The sequence below is a fragment of the Actinophytocola sp. genome (genome assembly GCF_036002505.1).
In the GTDB taxonomy this organism is placed as follows: Bacteria; Actinomycetota; Actinomycetes; order Mycobacteriales; family Pseudonocardiaceae; genus DASYTH01.
In genome coordinates this window covers 27,196-42,714 of sequence record NZ_DASYTH010000302.1, presented here as the reverse complement: position 1 = coordinate 42,714, position 15,519 = coordinate 27,196, and the positions used below count along the sequence as shown (strand labels likewise).

11 protein-coding genes are annotated in these 15,519 nt (G+C 71.6%); 6 read left to right on the top strand and 5 right to left on the bottom strand.

What is annotated here, in order from left to right; all coding sequences use genetic code 11:
- Positions 1 to 32: 32 nt before the first annotated feature.
- Together VGR06_RS26630 and VGR06_RS26625 are read right to left on the bottom strand one after the other, a co-directional pair.
- Positions 33 to 3,368 carry a phosphodiester glycosidase family protein gene (locus VGR06_RS26630; RefSeq protein WP_327561873.1) on the bottom strand — a complete coding sequence of 1,112 codons (3,336 nt, stop codon included), beginning with the start codon at positions 3,366 to 3,368 and terminating at the stop codon, positions 33 to 35.
- A 72-nt stretch (positions 3,369 to 3,440) separates the two neighbouring features.
- Positions 3,441 to 4,643: an MFS transporter gene (locus VGR06_RS26625; RefSeq protein WP_327561869.1), complete on the bottom strand. Its 1,203-nt coding sequence runs from the start codon at positions 4,641 to 4,643 to the stop codon at positions 3,441 to 3,443.
- 95 nt (positions 4,644 to 4,738) lie between these two features.
- On the opposite strand from VGR06_RS26625, the gene VGR06_RS26620 reads away from it, so the two are divergent.
- Both VGR06_RS26620 and VGR06_RS26615 read left to right on the top strand, forming a co-directional pair.
- Positions 4,739 to 5,245, top strand: a complete 507-nt coding sequence (locus tag VGR06_RS26620; RefSeq protein ID WP_327561868.1) for an Lrp/AsnC family transcriptional regulator — start codon at positions 4,739 to 4,741, stop codon at positions 5,243 to 5,245.
- Positions 5,246 to 5,306: 61 nt separating this feature from the next.
- Positions 5,307 to 6,497 (top strand): MFS transporter, encoded by a 1,191-nt coding sequence (locus VGR06_RS26615; RefSeq protein WP_327561867.1) that lies wholly within the window; start codon positions 5,307 to 5,309, stop codon positions 6,495 to 6,497.
- Between the two features lie 13 nt (positions 6,498 to 6,510).
- Here the strand turns inward: VGR06_RS26615 and recQ are convergent, their stop codons facing one another.
- Positions 6,511 to 8,325 (bottom strand): DNA helicase RecQ, encoded by a 1,815-nt coding sequence (recQ, locus tag VGR06_RS26610; RefSeq protein WP_327561866.1) that lies wholly within the window; start codon positions 8,323 to 8,325, stop codon positions 6,511 to 6,513.
- A 200-nt stretch (positions 8,326 to 8,525) separates the two neighbouring features.
- On the opposite strand from recQ, the gene VGR06_RS26605 reads away from it, so the two are divergent.
- Complete coding sequence (locus VGR06_RS26605; protein WP_327561865.1) at positions 8,526 to 8,909, top strand: Lsr2 family protein; 384 nt, start codon at positions 8,526 to 8,528, stop codon at positions 8,907 to 8,909.
- Positions 8,910 to 9,042: 133 nt separating this feature from the next.
- Here the strand turns inward: VGR06_RS26605 and VGR06_RS26600 are convergent, their stop codons facing one another.
- Positions 9,043 to 9,537 (bottom strand): tetratricopeptide repeat protein, encoded by a 495-nt coding sequence (locus VGR06_RS26600; protein ID WP_327561864.1) that lies wholly within the window; start codon positions 9,535 to 9,537, stop codon positions 9,043 to 9,045.
- A 430-nt stretch (positions 9,538 to 9,967) separates the two neighbouring features.
- On the opposite strand from VGR06_RS26600, the gene VGR06_RS26595 reads away from it, so the two are divergent.
- Together VGR06_RS26595 and VGR06_RS26590 are read left to right on the top strand one after the other, a co-directional pair.
- Positions 9,968 to 10,468, top strand: a complete 501-nt coding sequence (locus VGR06_RS26595) for a hypothetical protein (RefSeq protein WP_327561874.1) — start codon at positions 9,968 to 9,970, stop codon at positions 10,466 to 10,468.
- On the top strand, positions 10,357 to 12,006 hold the full coding sequence (locus tag VGR06_RS26590; protein WP_327561872.1) for a glycoside hydrolase family 3 C-terminal domain-containing protein: 1,650 nt from the start codon (positions 10,357 to 10,359) through the stop codon (positions 12,004 to 12,006). Before VGR06_RS26595 ends, VGR06_RS26590 begins: the two co-directional genes overlap by 112 nt.
- A 15-nt stretch (positions 12,007 to 12,021) precedes the next feature.
- Here VGR06_RS26590 and VGR06_RS26585 read toward each other — a convergent pair whose 3' ends face one another.
- Positions 12,022 to 12,612 (bottom strand): sigma-70 family RNA polymerase sigma factor, encoded by a 591-nt coding sequence (locus VGR06_RS26585; protein ID WP_327561863.1) that lies wholly within the window; start codon positions 12,610 to 12,612, stop codon positions 12,022 to 12,024.
- A 132-nt stretch (positions 12,613 to 12,744) separates the two neighbouring features.
- Here VGR06_RS26585 and VGR06_RS26580 point away from each other — a divergent pair, with 132 nt between their 5' ends.
- Positions 12,745 to 15,516: an AfsR/SARP family transcriptional regulator gene (locus VGR06_RS26580; protein ID WP_327561862.1), complete on the top strand. Its 2,772-nt coding sequence runs from the start codon at positions 12,745 to 12,747 to the stop codon at positions 15,514 to 15,516.
- The last annotated feature ends 3 nt before the right edge of the window (positions 15,517 to 15,519 follow it).

Genomic DNA, 15,519 nt, shown 5'->3' with positions numbered 1-15,519 from the left:
GCTGGCCGTGAGGAAGGCCCCCTTCATCGCACTCAAGCCGCCGGGCGCACGGCGGCCGTCAGCTCGACAGTGGCCAGCCGGGTCTCGCTGTTCACCGTGACGGCGAGGGTGATCGTCGCCGGGCGGAAGGCGGTGAGCCGGCCGGTGTCCGGGTCGAACCAGGCGGCGTGCCAGGGGCGCAGGCCGTGCTGGTCTCCGATGTGGACGGTGGGGGAGGCCGACCAGCCGGCGGTGACCGGGTAGGTGATCGGGACCGTGCGGGTGCCCTGGGTGAGGGCGGCCGCGATGGTTGCCGACTGGCCGGCGCCAAGGGTGGGTGGGGCGGTGATGGTGAGCGTGTCGACGTGCGGCCGGACCTCCGTGGCGATCCACTGTGGACCTCCGACGCCCCAGAGCGACCAGCCGGTGAAGCCGCCGTCAGCGGGCAGGGTGGACGGGTTCTTGCCCGAGTTGCCGTTCACGAAGTACGGCACTCCGTCCACATGCGACGCGTGGAACGTGCCGACGTGCGCGCCGAGGAACGCGGCATGCTTGCCGGTCCGGGTCTGGAAGTCGGCGAGCCAGGCCTCGATCGTGGCGGCCTCCTTGCGGTCGGAGAGCTCGCTGGCCCTGGCCGGGGTGGGGTCGCGCGGCGGGACGTGCTGTACCAGGACCACCGAGTCGACCGTCCGGTCGGCGGCGGCGCGGTCGAGCTGCTGGCGCAGCGTCCGCAGCTGGGTCCAGTCGCTGCCGCGCACGGAGATCGCCGAGGTGTCGAACGTGACGAACCGGGTGCCGCGGTGGTCGAAGACCTGCTCGGATTCGCCGAACACGGCCCGGAAGTTGTCCACGCTGTTGTTGAACCGCTCGTGGTTGCCCGGCACGTAGTGGTACGGCAGCGTGCCGCCCAGCTCCTCGTCCAGGATCCGTTTGGCCAGCGCGAAGTCGGCCGGCGTGGCCTCGTCCACCAGGTCGCCGTTGATGACCAGGAAGTCCGGGTGCGCGGCCTTGATCTCGCGCAGCGTCCGGCGCGCGCTGCGGACGATGTCGCTGTCCGGGTCACGGGCGACGAACTGCGCGTCGGACATCACCGCGAACCGCCACCGGGCGCCGGCCACGCTGCCGTCGCGCACGATCAGCGGATCGGCGAGCACCGGATCCGGTGGTATGTCAACGGAGGGCGGTACCAGCGCGGTGAGCTGGTCGATGGCCACGTCGCCCTGGTAGGCGGCGGCCGCGTTGGTTTCGGCCGCGTAGAACCGGCGCAGGGTCAGCGGGTACACGGTGCCGGGCGGGACCGGGAACTCGAGCTGGCGCCAGCCGGTGTAGGTGAGGAAGCCGGCGCGGAACGCGGGCAGCAGCGTGCCGTTGCCGTCCCACACCTGCAGGCTGGCCCACTCGCCGTGGCCGGTGGAGCTCACCCAGAGCCGCAACGCCTTGGGCTGCCCGGGAATGCGCATCCCGGCCGGGGCGAGCGCACCGCCGGTGCGGGTCTGCGTGGTCTGGGTGAAGTCGTAGGTCAGCCGCAGCCCGCCGCCGCTGTGCCCCTCGGCGGGCGCGACCGCGCCGGTGGCCCGCTCCCCGAAGTACTGCCAGGCGGCCGGATCGTCGAAGTCCGCCAGCGGCACCTCGGTCAGCCCCACGGTCACCGGCAGCACGGTGCGCGCGCCGGCCGCCTCCACGGTGACCAGCGCCGAGCCGGACGGCTGCTTGGCCGTCACGGTGAACTGCCCGTCGGCCCCGGGCGCGATGTCCAGCAGCGCGTGGTCGTAGCTGAGCCGGAGGTCGTCGGGCTCGACCGGGGCGCCGAAGCCGTCACGGTCGTAACCCACGACGCCGAACGTGCTCGACTCGCCGGGATTCGCCAGCGCGACCTGCTTGCGGGTGGACTCCAGGCGCGCCAACGGGTTCAGCACGGTGAGGTCGACCTGCCCGCGGACGTTGCCGTGGAACGCGGTGACCGTGGTCTTGCCCGGCCGGCTCGCGTGGAAGACGCCGGCGCCGTCCACGGCTCCGGCGGACGCCGGGTTGGCCCGCCAGCGCGGGGTGCCGGCGGCCGGGCCGTAGGTCTCGTCGTAGCCGGCGGCGGTGAGCTTTCGGGTCAGCCCGGGGAAGACCCGCTCCGGGTGTGCACCGGCCACTGTGGACGATCCGGAGGCGCGGACCGGGTCGAGCGCGGGCTCCACCCAGAACCCGGCCAGCCGCCCGCTGCCCTGCGGCGCGAACAGCCCGAGTCCGTTGGGCACCGGGCGTTCCGCGCCGTCGGACGGGCGGTTCTCCAGCTGCGGGGCGGGTGCGCCGGGCTTGCGGGCGACGATCGTGGTGGAGCCGCCGCCGTCCAGGTTCACCGCGTGGTAGGCGCCGAGCTCGACCATCATGGTGGCCAGTTCGTCCAGGCCGAGGCCGTCGGCGAACGCCGGCTGCCGGCCGTCCGCGGTGAGCAGGAACATCTTCCGGCCGTCCCGGGAGAACCCGACCGCGGTGCGCGGCGCGGCCGGAACGTTGTTGCCCTGGCTGGCTTTCTGCGGCACGCCGTCCACAACGAGCAGCTGCCGGCCATTGATCGCGGCCTGGATCCGCTGGCCCTGCTCGGAGCGCGCCTGGTAGTCCACGCTCACCGGATCACCGGGGGCGAGCGCGGCGAGCGTGGCCGCACCCCGTTCGCGGCCGACGAGGATCATTGCGCCGGCCGGGATGTCGCCGCTGCCGGCCTCGGTGCGTACCGCGGTCACCCGGTTGCCGGTCACCTCGACCTCGGTCACCCCGGTCGCGCCCTGGGTGGCCCGGCACCGGCAGTAGCTGCCCCAGAGCGGGGTGAACGCCTCGATCCCGTCCACCGCGAGGGCCGGTTTGTTGACGCCGGTCAGGGTCGTGTCCCCGACGGGCAGGGAGATGTGGCCTTCGAAGAACACCTCGCCGATCGAGCCGATGCCGTCCGGGGTGAAGATTGCCGCCGAGCGGTGCCAGGTCGGGTCCGCGTCCGGCGACTGGATCAGCTCGCCGGAGCGCACCCCGACGCCGAGGGCCGCGCTGGAGTTGTTGATGTCGAAGAAGTCCCCGTTCACCGCGGCCACCGCGCCGGCCCGGGTCGCCTGGGTGGACAGCGCCTCGCCCTGGGCCACCCGGCCCGGGAACAGGTAGTCGACCGTGGTGCCCCTGGTGAGGTCCACGCTCAGGCTGTCCGCCTGCAGCCACCCCGCGGTGCCGGTGAACCCGTCCGGTCCGTACCGGTCGAACGAGCGCAGCCTCACGCCCGGCGCGACCGGCCGTTCCCGTTGGGAGGTCTCGATCCTGGGCTCGGTGGCGGTCGGTGCCGGCGCCGCGTGGGCGGCCGGTGGCAGGGCGACGATCGAGCCGGCGACGGCGATCACGGCGAGCAGGCGCGGCATGGCGGTCACATCTCGGAGTAAACCGCGATCGTGAGATCCTTACCAGACCTGAAGATGACCGGAAAGAAAATCTCAGATGGCGCGCGGGCGGCGGACCAGCAGGCCGACCGGAAGCAGCGCCAGCAGCCCGGCGAGCACCGCGAGCAGGGGGTAGCCGCCGATGCCGAACAGCGGGCCGGCGGACAGGCTGGCCAGGGCCGCCGAGCTCCAGACGATCGCGTCGACCGTGCCCTGCAGCTGGATCCGGGTCTCCTCGGGCAGGTCCCGGCTCAGCACGCTGCTGCCGCCGACGAACGCCAGGTTCCAGCCGTAGCCCAACAGGAAGAGCGCCACGGCCAGGCTCGACGTCGACGATGTCACCGCGGCCAGCACCGCGGCGGTCACCAGCACCGCGCTGCCGGCGCCGATCGCGACCCGCCCGCCGAACCGGTCGGCGATCCGGCCGGACACCGGGGCGAACGCGAACATCCCGAGCATGTGCGCGCTGAGGATCCAACCCACGACGCCGAGCCCGTGCCCGTGGTGGTGCAGCTGCACCGGCGTCATCAGCATGACCGCGACCATGGTCACGTGCGCGGCCGCCATGGCGGTGACGGCCAGCCGGACCGCGGGCCGGCGGAACACGGCGTCGATCCGGGCCGCCGCACGGACCCGCCGGTGCGCAGGTCCCAGTCCGCGAGGCAGGAGCGCCGTGGCGAGCGCGGCGCAGGCGGTCGCCAGCGCGGACACCGCGATCGGTCCGGCAAGTGCCGGGATGCCCCGGCCAGCCGCGGCGCCGGCCGCCGGTGAGATCAGCGCGGGTCCGACGATCGCGCCGACGGTGCCGCTCCAGACGATCGCGGCGAGCGCGGTTCCCTTGCGGGAGGCGGGAAACAGCTCGGCCGCGAGGTACCGGGAGAGCTGCGCGCCGCCGTTGCCGAGGCCCAGCAGGAGCTGCCCGGCGACGACCGGCGCCAGGGTCTGGCTCAGCGCGCCGTCGAACGCGATCACCGCGCCCCCGGTCGCCAGGCCGTACATGATCAGCAGCGCGAACCGGCGGCCGTGCCGGGCCATCAGCCCGCCGGCGGCCAGCGCGCCGAGGGCGGTGCCGAGCACGCCGGCCGCGTTGGGCAGCCCGCTCGCGCCGTCCCCGCCGAGCCCGGCGGCGATCAGCGAGGCGGCGGTGCTCGCCCCGGTCATGGCGATGCTCATCAGGGCCACCGCGGCGAACAGTGCGATCATCGAGCGGCGGCGGTGGGTGGTCTCGGTCGGGCGTTCGGCCAGCAGGGTTGTCATGGCTCAAAACGGTAGACAGGTCGAAGCGCTGTTCGAAGGGGTAAGGAACGGCATACGATACCGTTGACCGTCGACTCGGAAGGAATTGAGGCGCCGTGACCTTTCGAACGGAAAGAGCCCTGGATGACCTCGACTGGCGCATCCTGGACGAGTTGCAGACCGACGGCCGGCTGTCCTACAAGGAGCTCGGCCGGCGGGTGAACCTCTCGCCGCCCGCGGTCGCCGAGCGGGTGCGCCGGCTCGAGGAGAGCGGCGTGATCACCGGCTACCGCGCGCAGGTCGACCCGCAGCGCGCCGGCTACCCGATCTCCGCCTACGTCGAGATGCGCTGCTCGCTGGCCAAGTGCCTGCTGAAGACCAGCACCGCCGACGACTACCCGGAGGTTTCGGAGATCCACAAGCTCAGCGGCGACCACTGCTCGATGCTCAAGATCCGGGCCACCTCGCTCGAGCACCTCGAGGGGTTGCTGGAGCGGCTCGGCAAGCACGGTGAGCTGCGCTCGACCGTCGTACTGTCCACACAGTACGATGGCCGGCCCGTCGAACCACCGCAGGAGGAGTTCCTGCGGGCCACCCAACACAGCGGCTGGAGGCCGGCGTGAGTGAGCTTGCGAGCGAACCATTGAGCAGGGCAGCCATCACCGAGCTTGCGAGGTGAATGGCGTGACTTCTGGATTACCCAGCCGCTGGCCGGTGCTCGCGGCGTACGCGCTGGTGGCGGCGGCCACCCAGTTGCTGTGGCTGAACTACGCCGGGGTGAGCACCGCCGCGGCCGAGCACTACGGCGTCTCGGAGACCGCGATCGGCTGGCTGGCGCAGGTGTTCCCGCTGCTGTACGTGGTGCTGGCGGTGCCGGCCGGGCTCGTGCTCGACCGCTGGTTCCGGGCCGGGCTCGCCGCCGGCGCGGCGCTGACCGCGGCCGGCGCGGTGCTGCGGCTCGCCGGTGACGACTTCGCCTGGGCGCTGGCCGGCCAGACCCTGATCGCCGTCGCGCAGCCCCTGGTGCTCAACGCGATCATCGGGGTGACCGGCCGGTACCTGGCCGAACCGGACCGCCCGGCGGGCATCGCGGTGGGCACCGCGAGCACGTTCGCCGGCATGGTGGTCGCGTTCGTGCTGGCCGCCGTCTTCCCCGCCGCCGGCGATCTCACCGTCGTGACCGGCGTCGGCGCGGCGTTCGCCGTCGTGGCCGCCGCCGTGCTGATCATCGTGCTGCGCGGCCCCATGCTGTACCCGCACGCCGCGCCCCCGGCCGGGTTCGGCGCGCTGCGGCTGGCCTGGGGCGACGGGTTCGTGCGCCGGCTGTGCCTGCTGGTCTTCCTGCCGTTCGGCACGTTCATCGCGCTGACCACGTTCGCCCAGCCGCTGCTCGAGCCGGCCGGGGTGAGCGGCTCCACCGCCTCCGTGCTGCTGCTGGTCAACGTCGTCGCCGGGGTCGCCGGCTGCGCGATCGTCCCGGTGTTCGCGGTCCGCCGCCGCCGCGAGCTGACCATGCTCGTGGTCGGGGTGACGGTGGCCGCCGCCGGCTGCGTGGTGCTCGCGGCCGCACCCGGCGCGGTCAGCGGCCTCGCCGTCCTGCTCCTCATCGGCTTCCTTCTGCTCCCAACGCTTCCGATCGTCCTCGAGCTCACCGAACGCCGCACCGGCGAAGTCCAGGGCACCGCCGCCGGCCTCATCTGGCTCTCCGGCAACCTCGGCGGCCTCATCATCGCCACCGTCGTGGGCCTGCTCGTGGACCACCCGGTGGCGGGGTTCCTCGTCATGGGCGCGGTCGCGCTGATCGCGGCGCCGCTCGTCCGCCTCCTCCGGCCTTACCTCAGCGCGTCGGGAAGCAACGTGACATTGCAGCGCTAGAAGGAAAGCAATGTCACATTGCTTCCTTGGACTCGCTGAGGGTGTCCAGGATCTGCTGGCCGTATTTGGCGAGTTTGTGTTCGCCGACGCCGTTGATGGCGCCGAGCTCGGTGAGGGTGGTGGGGGTGGCGGCGGCGATCTGGCGCAGGGTCGCGTCGTGGAAGATCACGTAGGCGGGGACGGCTTGCTCCTTGGCGGTGGTGGCGCGCCAGGTGCGGAGCTTGTCGAAGATCGGGGCGGCGGAGGCGGGGAGGTCGACCGGCGCGCGGCCGGGTTTGGCCGAAGGGCGGGCCACGCGTTCGGGTTCGCGGCGCATCATGACCTGGCGGTCGCCACGGAGGACGCCGGCGCTGGCGTCGGTGAGGACGAGGGTGCCGTAGTCGCCCTCGACGGAGAGCAGGCCCTGGGCGAGGAGTTGGCGGACCACGCCGCGCCACTGGCTTTCGTTGAGCTCGGTGCCGACGCCGAACACGGTGAGCTTGTCGTGGCCGAACTGGGTGATTTTGGGCGTGGTGCGGCCGAGGAGGATGTCGGTGATCTGGCCGGTGCCGAACTTCTGGTGACGCTCGCGGTCGAGGCGGAACACCGTGGAGAGCACCTTCTGCGCGGCGATGGTGCCGTCCCAGGACTCCGGCGGGGACAGGCAGGTGTCGCAGTTGCCGCACGACGCGGCCTGCTCGCCGAAGTAGGCGAGCAGCTGGACCCGGCGGCACTCGACGGTTTCGCAGAGCGCGAGCATGGCGTCGAGGTGCGCGGTCTGCCGGCGGCGGTGGGCGAGGTCGCCGTCGGATGTCTCGATCATCTTGCGCTGCTGCACCACATCCTGCAGGCCGTAGGCGAGCCAGGCGGTGGAGGGCAGGCCGTCCCGCCCGGCCCGGCCGGTCTCCTGGTAGTAGCCCTCGACGGACTTGGGGAGATCGAGGTGCAGCACGAACCGGACGTCCGGCTTGTCGATACCCATGCCGAACGCGATCGTGGCCACCATGATCAGGCCGTCCTCGCGCAGGAACCGGGCCTGGTTCGCCGCGCGGGTGCGATTGTCCAGCCCCGCGTGGTAGGGCAGCGCTGGGATTCCGTTGGCCACAAGGAATTCCGCGGTCTTCTCCACCGAGGCGCGGGACAGGCAGTACACGATGCCGGCGTCGCCGGCGTGCTCGGTGCGCAGCAGCGCGAGCAGCTGCTTGTGCGGTTCCTTCTTGGGCACAATTCGATACTGGATGTTGGCGCGGTCGAAGCTCGCCACGTGATGAAGCGCGTCGTCGAGGTTGAGCCGGGAGGCGATCTCGGCGTGGGTGGCCTTGGTCGCCGTCGCGGTCAACGCGATTCTTGGCACCTTCGGCCAGCGCTCGTGCAGCGCGGACAGAGCCAGATAGTCCGGCCGGAAGTCGTGGCCCCACTGCGCCACGCAATGCGCTTCGTCGATGGCGAAGAGTGAGATGTCGCACCGGTCGAGAAACCGCATTGTCGACTCGACCCGCAGGCGTTCCGGGGCGAGGTAGAGCAGCTCGAGCTCACCGGCGAGGGCCAGCGCCTCGACCGTCCGGCGCTGACCGGGATCCTGCGCGGAGTTGAGGAAATCGGCCCGTACGCCGAGGGCCCGCAGCGCGTCCACCTGGTCCTGCATCAGCGCGATCAACGGGGAGACCACCACGCCGATGCCGGGCCGGACGAGCGCGGGGATCTGATAACAGAGGGACTTTCCGCCCCCGGTCGGCATGAGCACGAGCGCGTCGCCACCGCCCACGACGTGGTCGATGATCGCCTGCTGACCGGGGCGAAACGAGTCGTACCCGAAGACCCGGCGCAGCACCGGTAAAGCGTCGCTCACATCCGCGCGGCTTCCAGGACTAGGCACGGCGGCGATTCTATGGGGGTGCCCGCCGGCCCGATCGGGCGACTCACCTATGTGGATCGAGCAAGTTGACGCGCGTACGGAATAGTATCGAGTAGGCTGTCGGCGAACGCGGTGATCCATCGCGGCAATCCACAGTGCGCGACCATCATTGACCCAGTAGAAAGTTGACCCAGATGGCCCAGAAAGTACTCGTCCAGTTCGTCGACGACTTGGACGGCGTTCCCGGCGAGGATGTTTCGACCGTGAACTTCGCGCTGGACGGCGTGACCTACGAGATCGACCTGCGGTCGGAGAACGCGGAACGGCTGCGCGACAGCCTGGCCGACTACGTCGAGTCGGCCCGGCGGGTCGGTGGCCGGGTGAAGCGGGGTGCCGCACCCACCGCTGCCCCGGCGCGACCGGCCGACACCCGCAGCAAGGAGCAGACCCGCGCGATCCGTGAATGGGCGAAGAAGAACGGCTACGAGCTCGCCGACCGCGGCCGCATCCCGGCCAACGTGATCGACGCGTTCGAGGAGGCCCACGCCAAGAAGACGGCCAAGCGCGGCAAGAAGTAGCGACCACCGCGCTTCGGCACGATCCGCCGGTAAGCGGCGGCGCGATTCGAAACGCACCCGATCAGGTGAGGCGGACCCACGCCGCCTCCCGTTCGGTGCGCTCGCCGCGCCGCCGCTTACTTTGTTGGCCGGTTCACGATTCCGGTTCAACAAGAAGGCGGGCGTAGTTGGCCATGGAGCGCTGGTAGCGCGGCAGATGCGGCGCCAGCGCGGAGATCGCCAGCGATACCGCCTCGCGCTCCCGGCCGACGTCGGTGAGGGCCAGCGCCAGGGTGGCCTTGACCGCGTCGTCCAGGTGGTCTGAACCAGCGGCCAGCTCGGCGGTGAGCAGGTCGACGCTTTCCTGTGGCCGGCCGAGGTTGCGGATCGAGCTGGCCATCTGGATCACCGCGCGCCGCCGCCGCTCGCCGGTCAGCCCGGCGTCCAGGGCCGTGCGGTAGAGCGGCACGGCGCGGTCCGAGTGCCCGGTCGAGTCGAACGAGCAGCCCCGCTCGAACGCCGCGACGGCACTGCCTTCCGGCAGCTCGCTGGCGAGCTTGTCAATCAGGGCAAGGAAATCCGCCTCATCCAGCTCGTCCAGCCGCGCCCACGCTTCGGCCAGCCGGCTCTCCCACTCCGCGGTGCTCACCCGGCCGACACTACCCAGGCCTGGCGGGTCGGGGGATCACCTGGGTGATGAAGGCGTCCTTTGCCGCGCTCAGCGTGAGGAAGGACGCATTCGTCGCATTGCCCATCGCAACGACAGCACCAATCATCACACCAACACCACCGGTAACCGCCTTCGACGCCGGTAGGACCGTCCCTCCGGAAGAGCCGCACCCCAACCGCGATCATGACACCGACACTGGCCTCGCCAGGCCGCCCGAAGATCAAAATGCGCCGCCCGCCGCCGCCACCCGAGAGGCAGGCGAGCCTCGCGTCTCTCAGTCACCCCGTCAGGCTGAGCCCGCCGATTCGCGCAGTACATCCGATGCATCATCGGAATTGCCTGACCTTCGGGCGCGAAAACCGCGAGAACCCCTTGATTCATCGGATCTATGCTGCTTGCCTGAAGAACCATGAGCCGCACGGTGACCGTGATCGTGGCCGCACTCGTCCTCACCCTCGGCCCGGTGCCCCGGGCGCTGGCCAAGGCCGAACCCCGGTCGCCGGAGGAGCGGGCGGCGGCGCTCGTGGCACAGATGACGCTCGACGAGAAGCTCACCCAGACGCACACCACGGGCCGCGGGGCCGGTGGGATCGCCCGCTTCGTGCCCGGCATCGCGCGGCTGGGCATCCCGGACTTCCTGATCACGAACGGCCCGGCCGGGGTGGGCACCGGCGCGGTGCCGGAGCAGCCGAACGCCACGGCGCTGCCCGCGCCGGTCGCGCTCGCCGCCGGCTTCGACCCGGATCTCGCCCGGGTAGACAACGCGGGCGCAGTCTCATCGAGGCGCCGGACGTCAACCTGGTCCGCGTCTACCCGAGCGGGCGGGCGTTCGAGAACTACGGCGAGGACCCGTACCTCGCTGGGGCCAACATCGTGGGCATCCAGAGCCAGGGCGTGCTGGCCGAGGTGAAGCACTACACCGCCAACGACCAGGAGCGCGACCGCAAGACCATCCGCGAGGTGATCGACGACCGCACCCTGCACGAGCTGCACCTGCCGGCGTTCGAGGACTCGGTGAAGCAGGGCCACGTGGGCGCCGTGATGTGCGCCTACCCGGCGGTCAACGACGCGTTCATGTGCGAGAACCGGCACCTGCTCACCGACGTGCTGCGAAACCAGTGGGGCTTCACGGGTTTCGTGCAGTCCGACGCGAGCGCCACGCGCACCGCGGTCGGCTCGGTCGGGGCCGGCCAGGACCTCGAGCTGCGCGACAACGGTCCGTACGACGAGGAGCTGCGGCAGGCCGTGCTGGACGGCCGGGTGAGCATGGCGGCGCTGGACGCCATGATCGTGCGGCGGCTCGCGGTGGAGATCAGGGCCGGGCTGTTCGACCACCCCCGCACGGTCACGCCGATCGACGCCGCGGCGGGTGGTGCGGTCGCCCGCCGGGTCGCGGAGCAGAGCGCGGTGCTGCTCAAGAACGCGGCCCACCTGCTGCCCCTGGACGCCGCGGCGCTGCGCTCGGTCGCGGTGATCGGCCCGTACTCGGCCGTGGTGCACCCCGGCGGCGGGGGCAGCTCACACGTCAACCCGCTGTACACGGTCTCCCCGGTCGAAGCGCTTCGACAGCGGCTCGGCCCCGCGGTCACCGTCGGCACGCTGGACGGCTCGGACCCGGCCGCGGCGGCGCAACTCGCCGGCTCCGCGGACGTGGCCGTGGTGATCGTCGGCGACCAGCAGCGGGAGGGCGCGGACCGGCCGAACCTGTCCCTGCCCGGCAACCAGGACGAGCTGGTCCGCGCGGTGGTGGCGGCCAACCCGCGCACCGTGGTCGTGCTGAACGCCGGCGCGCCGGTGCTGCTGCCGTGGGCCGACCAGGTGCCCGCGCTGCTGTCGGCCTGGTACCCCGGCGAGGAGGACGGCACCGCGCTCGCCGCGATCCTGCTCGGCGACGTCAACCCGTCCGGCAAGCTGCCCGTCACGTTCCCGCGTGCGGAGGGCCAGACGCCGGTGAGCACGCCCGAGCGCTACCCCGGCGTGAACGGCACCGTCACCTACTCCGAGCGGCTCGAGCTCGGCTACCGCTGGTACGACGCCCAGGGCGAGGAGCCGCTCTTCCCGTTCGGCTTCGGCCTGTCCTACACGGACTTCCGGCTCAGCCACCTGCGGGCGACACCGGTGCTCGGGCGCCGCGGCCAGGTGCACGTCGAGGTCGACGTCACGAACACCGGTTCCCGCTCCGGTGCCGAGGTCGTCCAGCTCCACCTCACCTTCCCGGCCGCCGCCGGCGAGCCGCCGCACCAGTTGACGCGCTTCGACAAGATCGACCTCCGGCCCGGCGAGCGCCGGCGCGTCCACTTCACCCTCGACCAGCGCGCCTCCTCGGTCTGGGACACCGGCGCCCAGCGCTGGACCACGGTCCCCGGCCGCTACCAGCTCGACGCCGGCAGCTCGTCCCGCGACCTCCCGCTCTCCGCACCGGTCACCGCCCTGTTCTCCGAACGGTGAACCGCTTCCGCCGTATCAAGCCGCGCCCTGCTCAATCAGAGAGGCATGGTGATCGGCGAGAAGCGCCGCGATCGCGGGCGTGCGGCGAGCCCGGGCGAGGCAACGGGCCCGGGTCGGGCCGATCGCGCCGACCGGAATTCCCAGCGTGACGCTGATCTCCCGGTACGGCTTCGGCGGGTCGGCGAACAGCATCGCGAGCAGTTGTCGATCCCGCTCGGGAAGCTGAGCAAAGGCCGCGCGGGCCGCGGCGCGGCGTTCCGCGCCGATCAGCGCGGTGTCGAGCTCGGAATCGGTTTCCGCGCCGCCCAGCTCGGTGTCGGTCGGGATTTGCCGGCTGCGGTGCCGCAGGAGCGTGAGGCATTCGTGCCGGGTGGTCGTGCGCAGCCAGCCGGGCAGCGCCTCCGGTTCGCGGATGCCGGCCAGGTTGGCCACCAGCCGCAGCCACACCGAGCCGCCGACGTCGTCGGCGTCCGGCCCCCGAATCCCGTGGCCGTGGCATACCGACACAACCAGTGGCGTGTAGCGTTCGACAATTTTCTGCCAGGCGGATTCCGTGCCCCGCGCGGCACTCTCCAACAATGGTGCGACCGGCGAATCGTGGTGCATGGTGGCTCCCTGGGTCTGCGGTTGGGGCTCACGATTTCGCCACGCCCTGCGCACCGACCTTGCAGCGACCTTGCGGACCAGGCAGCATCAATTGCGCCGTTCGTCACGAGTCGACCGCTGGGAGCCCGCCGAATGGAGTTTCGGCTGCTCGGGGAGGTGCAGCTACAGGTAGCGGGGCGGTTACTCGATGCTGGAACCCCACGTCAGCAGGCGGTTCTGGCCGCGCTCGCGGTGGACGCCGGACGGCCAATTCCGATCGAGACGCTCATCGACCGGGTCTGGGGGGACAATCCACCCGCTGAGGCGCGCAATGTGCTGTACTCCCACCTCAGCCGAATCCGTCAGATGTTGAAACGCGCCGGTACCGGCGGTGTGGCCCGGCGAAACGCGGGCTACGTCCTGGAGATCGACCCCAACTCAATTGATCTACACCGGTTCGTCCACCTGGCAGGGCGTGGAAATGACCCCCATTTGTCCGATGCGGACCGCGCGGCGGCGCTGACCGAGGCGTTGGGTCTCTGGCACGGCGCCCCGCTGGCCGGCATCGCCGGGGACTGGGCCGACCAGGTCCGCACGAGCTGGCACCGCCGGCGGGTGGCGGTGGCTGTGCTCTGGGGAGAGCTGGAACTGCGGCTGGGTCGCCCGGAACCGGTGATCGGCATGATCCCCGATCTCGCCGAGGCGTACCCGCTCGCCGAACCGCTGGAGGCGCTGCTGATCCGCGCCCTGCACGCCGCGGGCCGGGACGCCGAGGCCGTCGACCGCTACGCCGCCGTGCGACAACGGTTCGCCGAGGCACTCGGCACCGATCCGGGTCCCGAGCTTCGCGCCCTGCACACCGCGCTGCTGCGTGGTGAGCTGCCCACCCCGCACCCGGCCACGCTGCCGGCCACACCGGCTCAGCTGCCCCCCGACACCCCGGGCTTCGCCGGGCGCGACGCGGAACTTCGCCGCCTGGACGCCCTGCTCGCCGAACCCTCGGCGGCCACCCGGATCATCGTCCTGTCCGGAACGGCCGGCGTCGGAAAGACCACAGTGGCCGTCCACTGGGCGCACACGGTCCGCGCCGCGTTCGCCGACGGCCAGCTGTACGTGAACCTGCGCGGTTTCGACCCGACCGGATCGCCCGTCACCGCCGCCGAGGCGATGCGCGGTTTCCTCGAGGCGCTGGATGTGCCGCCGAGCCTGATTCCGACGAGCCTGGAGGCCCAGGCCGGCCGCTATCGCAGCCTCCTCGCCAACCGTCGCGTCCTCGTGGTCCTGGACAACGCCCGCGACGCCGAGCAGGTGCGCCCCCTGATCCCCGGCGCACCCGGCTGCCTGGTCGTGGTGACCAGCCGCGACCAGCTCGCCGGCCTGATCGCTGCCGGCGCGCATGTGGTCGACATCGACCTCCTCGACGACGCCGGGTCGTACGCGGTCCTTCGTGCCCGCCTCGGCGCCGGCCGGCTCGTGGCCGAACCGGTCGCGGTCAACGAGATCATCCGCCTGTGCGCGCGCCTGCCGCTCGCCCTGGCCGTGGTGGCCGCTCGCGCGGTCATGCACCCAGGTTTCCGCCTCGCCGCGCTCGCCGGCCAGCTGCGCGACGCCCGCGGCGGCCTGGACGAGTTCGCCGGCGCCGATCCGGCGACCGACGCCCGGGCCGTGTTCTCCTGGTCCTACCTTCGGCTGAACGCGGCGGCCGCCCGGCTATTCCGGTTGCTCGGCCTGCATCCCGGGGCGGACATCGGCACCCCCGCCGCGGCCAGCCTGGCCGGCCTGCCGGTCAGCAAGGTGCGGCCGGTGCTCGCCGAACTGGCCGCGGCGCACCTGATCGCTGAGCCCACCCCCGGCCGCTACACCCTGCACGACCTGCTGCGCGCCTACGCCGCCGAACTGGTCCACGAGCAGGACTCCCCGGCCGACCGCGAATGCGCGGTCCGCCGCATGCTCGGCCACTACGCCCACACCGCCTACCACGCCGACGGTTTCCTCGACCCCCGGCTCGAGGTGCCGCCCACGCTGACCCCGCTCCCGCCCGGGGCCGGGTCGGAACGGATCGTCGACCACGGACAGGCGCTCGCCTGGTTCAAGGCCGAGCACCGGGTGCTGCTGCTGGCCGTCCACCAGGTTCCCGACTTCGACACCGAGGTCTGGGAGCTCGCCTGGTCGATCCGCCGATTCCTTGCGATGCAAGGGCATTGGCACGACGAGAGCGACGCGCTCACGGCGGCGCTGGCCGCCGCCCGCCGCCTCGATGACGAGCGCAAGCAGGCCTTCGCGCACCTGCACCTGGGCGGTACCCGGGTCTGGTTCGGCGAGTACGGCGAAGCCCGTGTTGACATCCAGGCCGCGCTGGACCTGTACGGGTCCGCTGGCGACATGGTCGGTCAGGCCTACGCGCATCATCAGCTCGCCTGGCTGCTCGACCGGCAGGGAGCGGTCACCGAGGCTCTCGTGCACGCCAAGCAAGCCCTGGACTTGTTTCGTGCGGCCGAGCACCGAGCCGGACAAGCGAAGGCGCTCAACGCGGTCGGCTGGTTCCACACGCTGCTCGGTGAGCACGCGGTCGCCATCGAGTACTGCGAGCAAGCCCTCGATTTGCAGAAGTTGCTTGACGATCACCTCGGCGCGGCCATGACCCGGCACAGCATCGGCCACGCCCACAAGGAACTCGGCAACCACGCCGAGGCGATCGCCTGCTATGAGGCGGCCGCGGAGTTGGTGCACCGGACCGGATACCTCATGACCGAGGCGTGGATGCTGATCGAGCTCGCAAGCATCCGTCATGGACTGGGTGATGTCGAGTCGGCCCGAGCTGAGTGGCAGCGAGCGTACGACATCCTCGCGCACCTCGCCCATCCCGAAGCCGGTGAGGTACGCGCCAGGCTGGCCCAAGTACACAGTGGACAGTTATCAGATTAGGAG

Coding starts and splice junctions, on each gene's coding strand:
- VGR06_RS26630 (WP_327561873.1), bottom strand. CDS start 3,368: ATGCCGCGCCTGCTCGCCGTGATCGCCGTCGCCGGCTCGATCGTCGCC.
- VGR06_RS26625 (WP_327561869.1), bottom strand. CDS start 4,643: ATGACAACCCTGCTGGCCGAACGCCCGACCGAGACCACCCACCGCCGC.
- VGR06_RS26605 (WP_327561865.1), top strand. CDS start 8,526: ATGGCCCAGAAAGTACTCGTCCAGTTCGTCGACGACTTGGACGGCGTT.
- VGR06_RS26595 (WP_327561874.1), top strand. CDS start 9,968: ATGAGCCGCACGGTGACCGTGATCGTGGCCGCACTCGTCCTCACCCTC.
- VGR06_RS26585 (WP_327561863.1), bottom strand. CDS start 12,612: ATGCACCACGATTCGCCGGTCGCACCATTGTTGGAGAGTGCCGCGCGG.
- VGR06_RS26580 (WP_327561862.1), top strand. CDS start 12,745: ATGGAGTTTCGGCTGCTCGGGGAGGTGCAGCTACAGGTAGCGGGGCGG.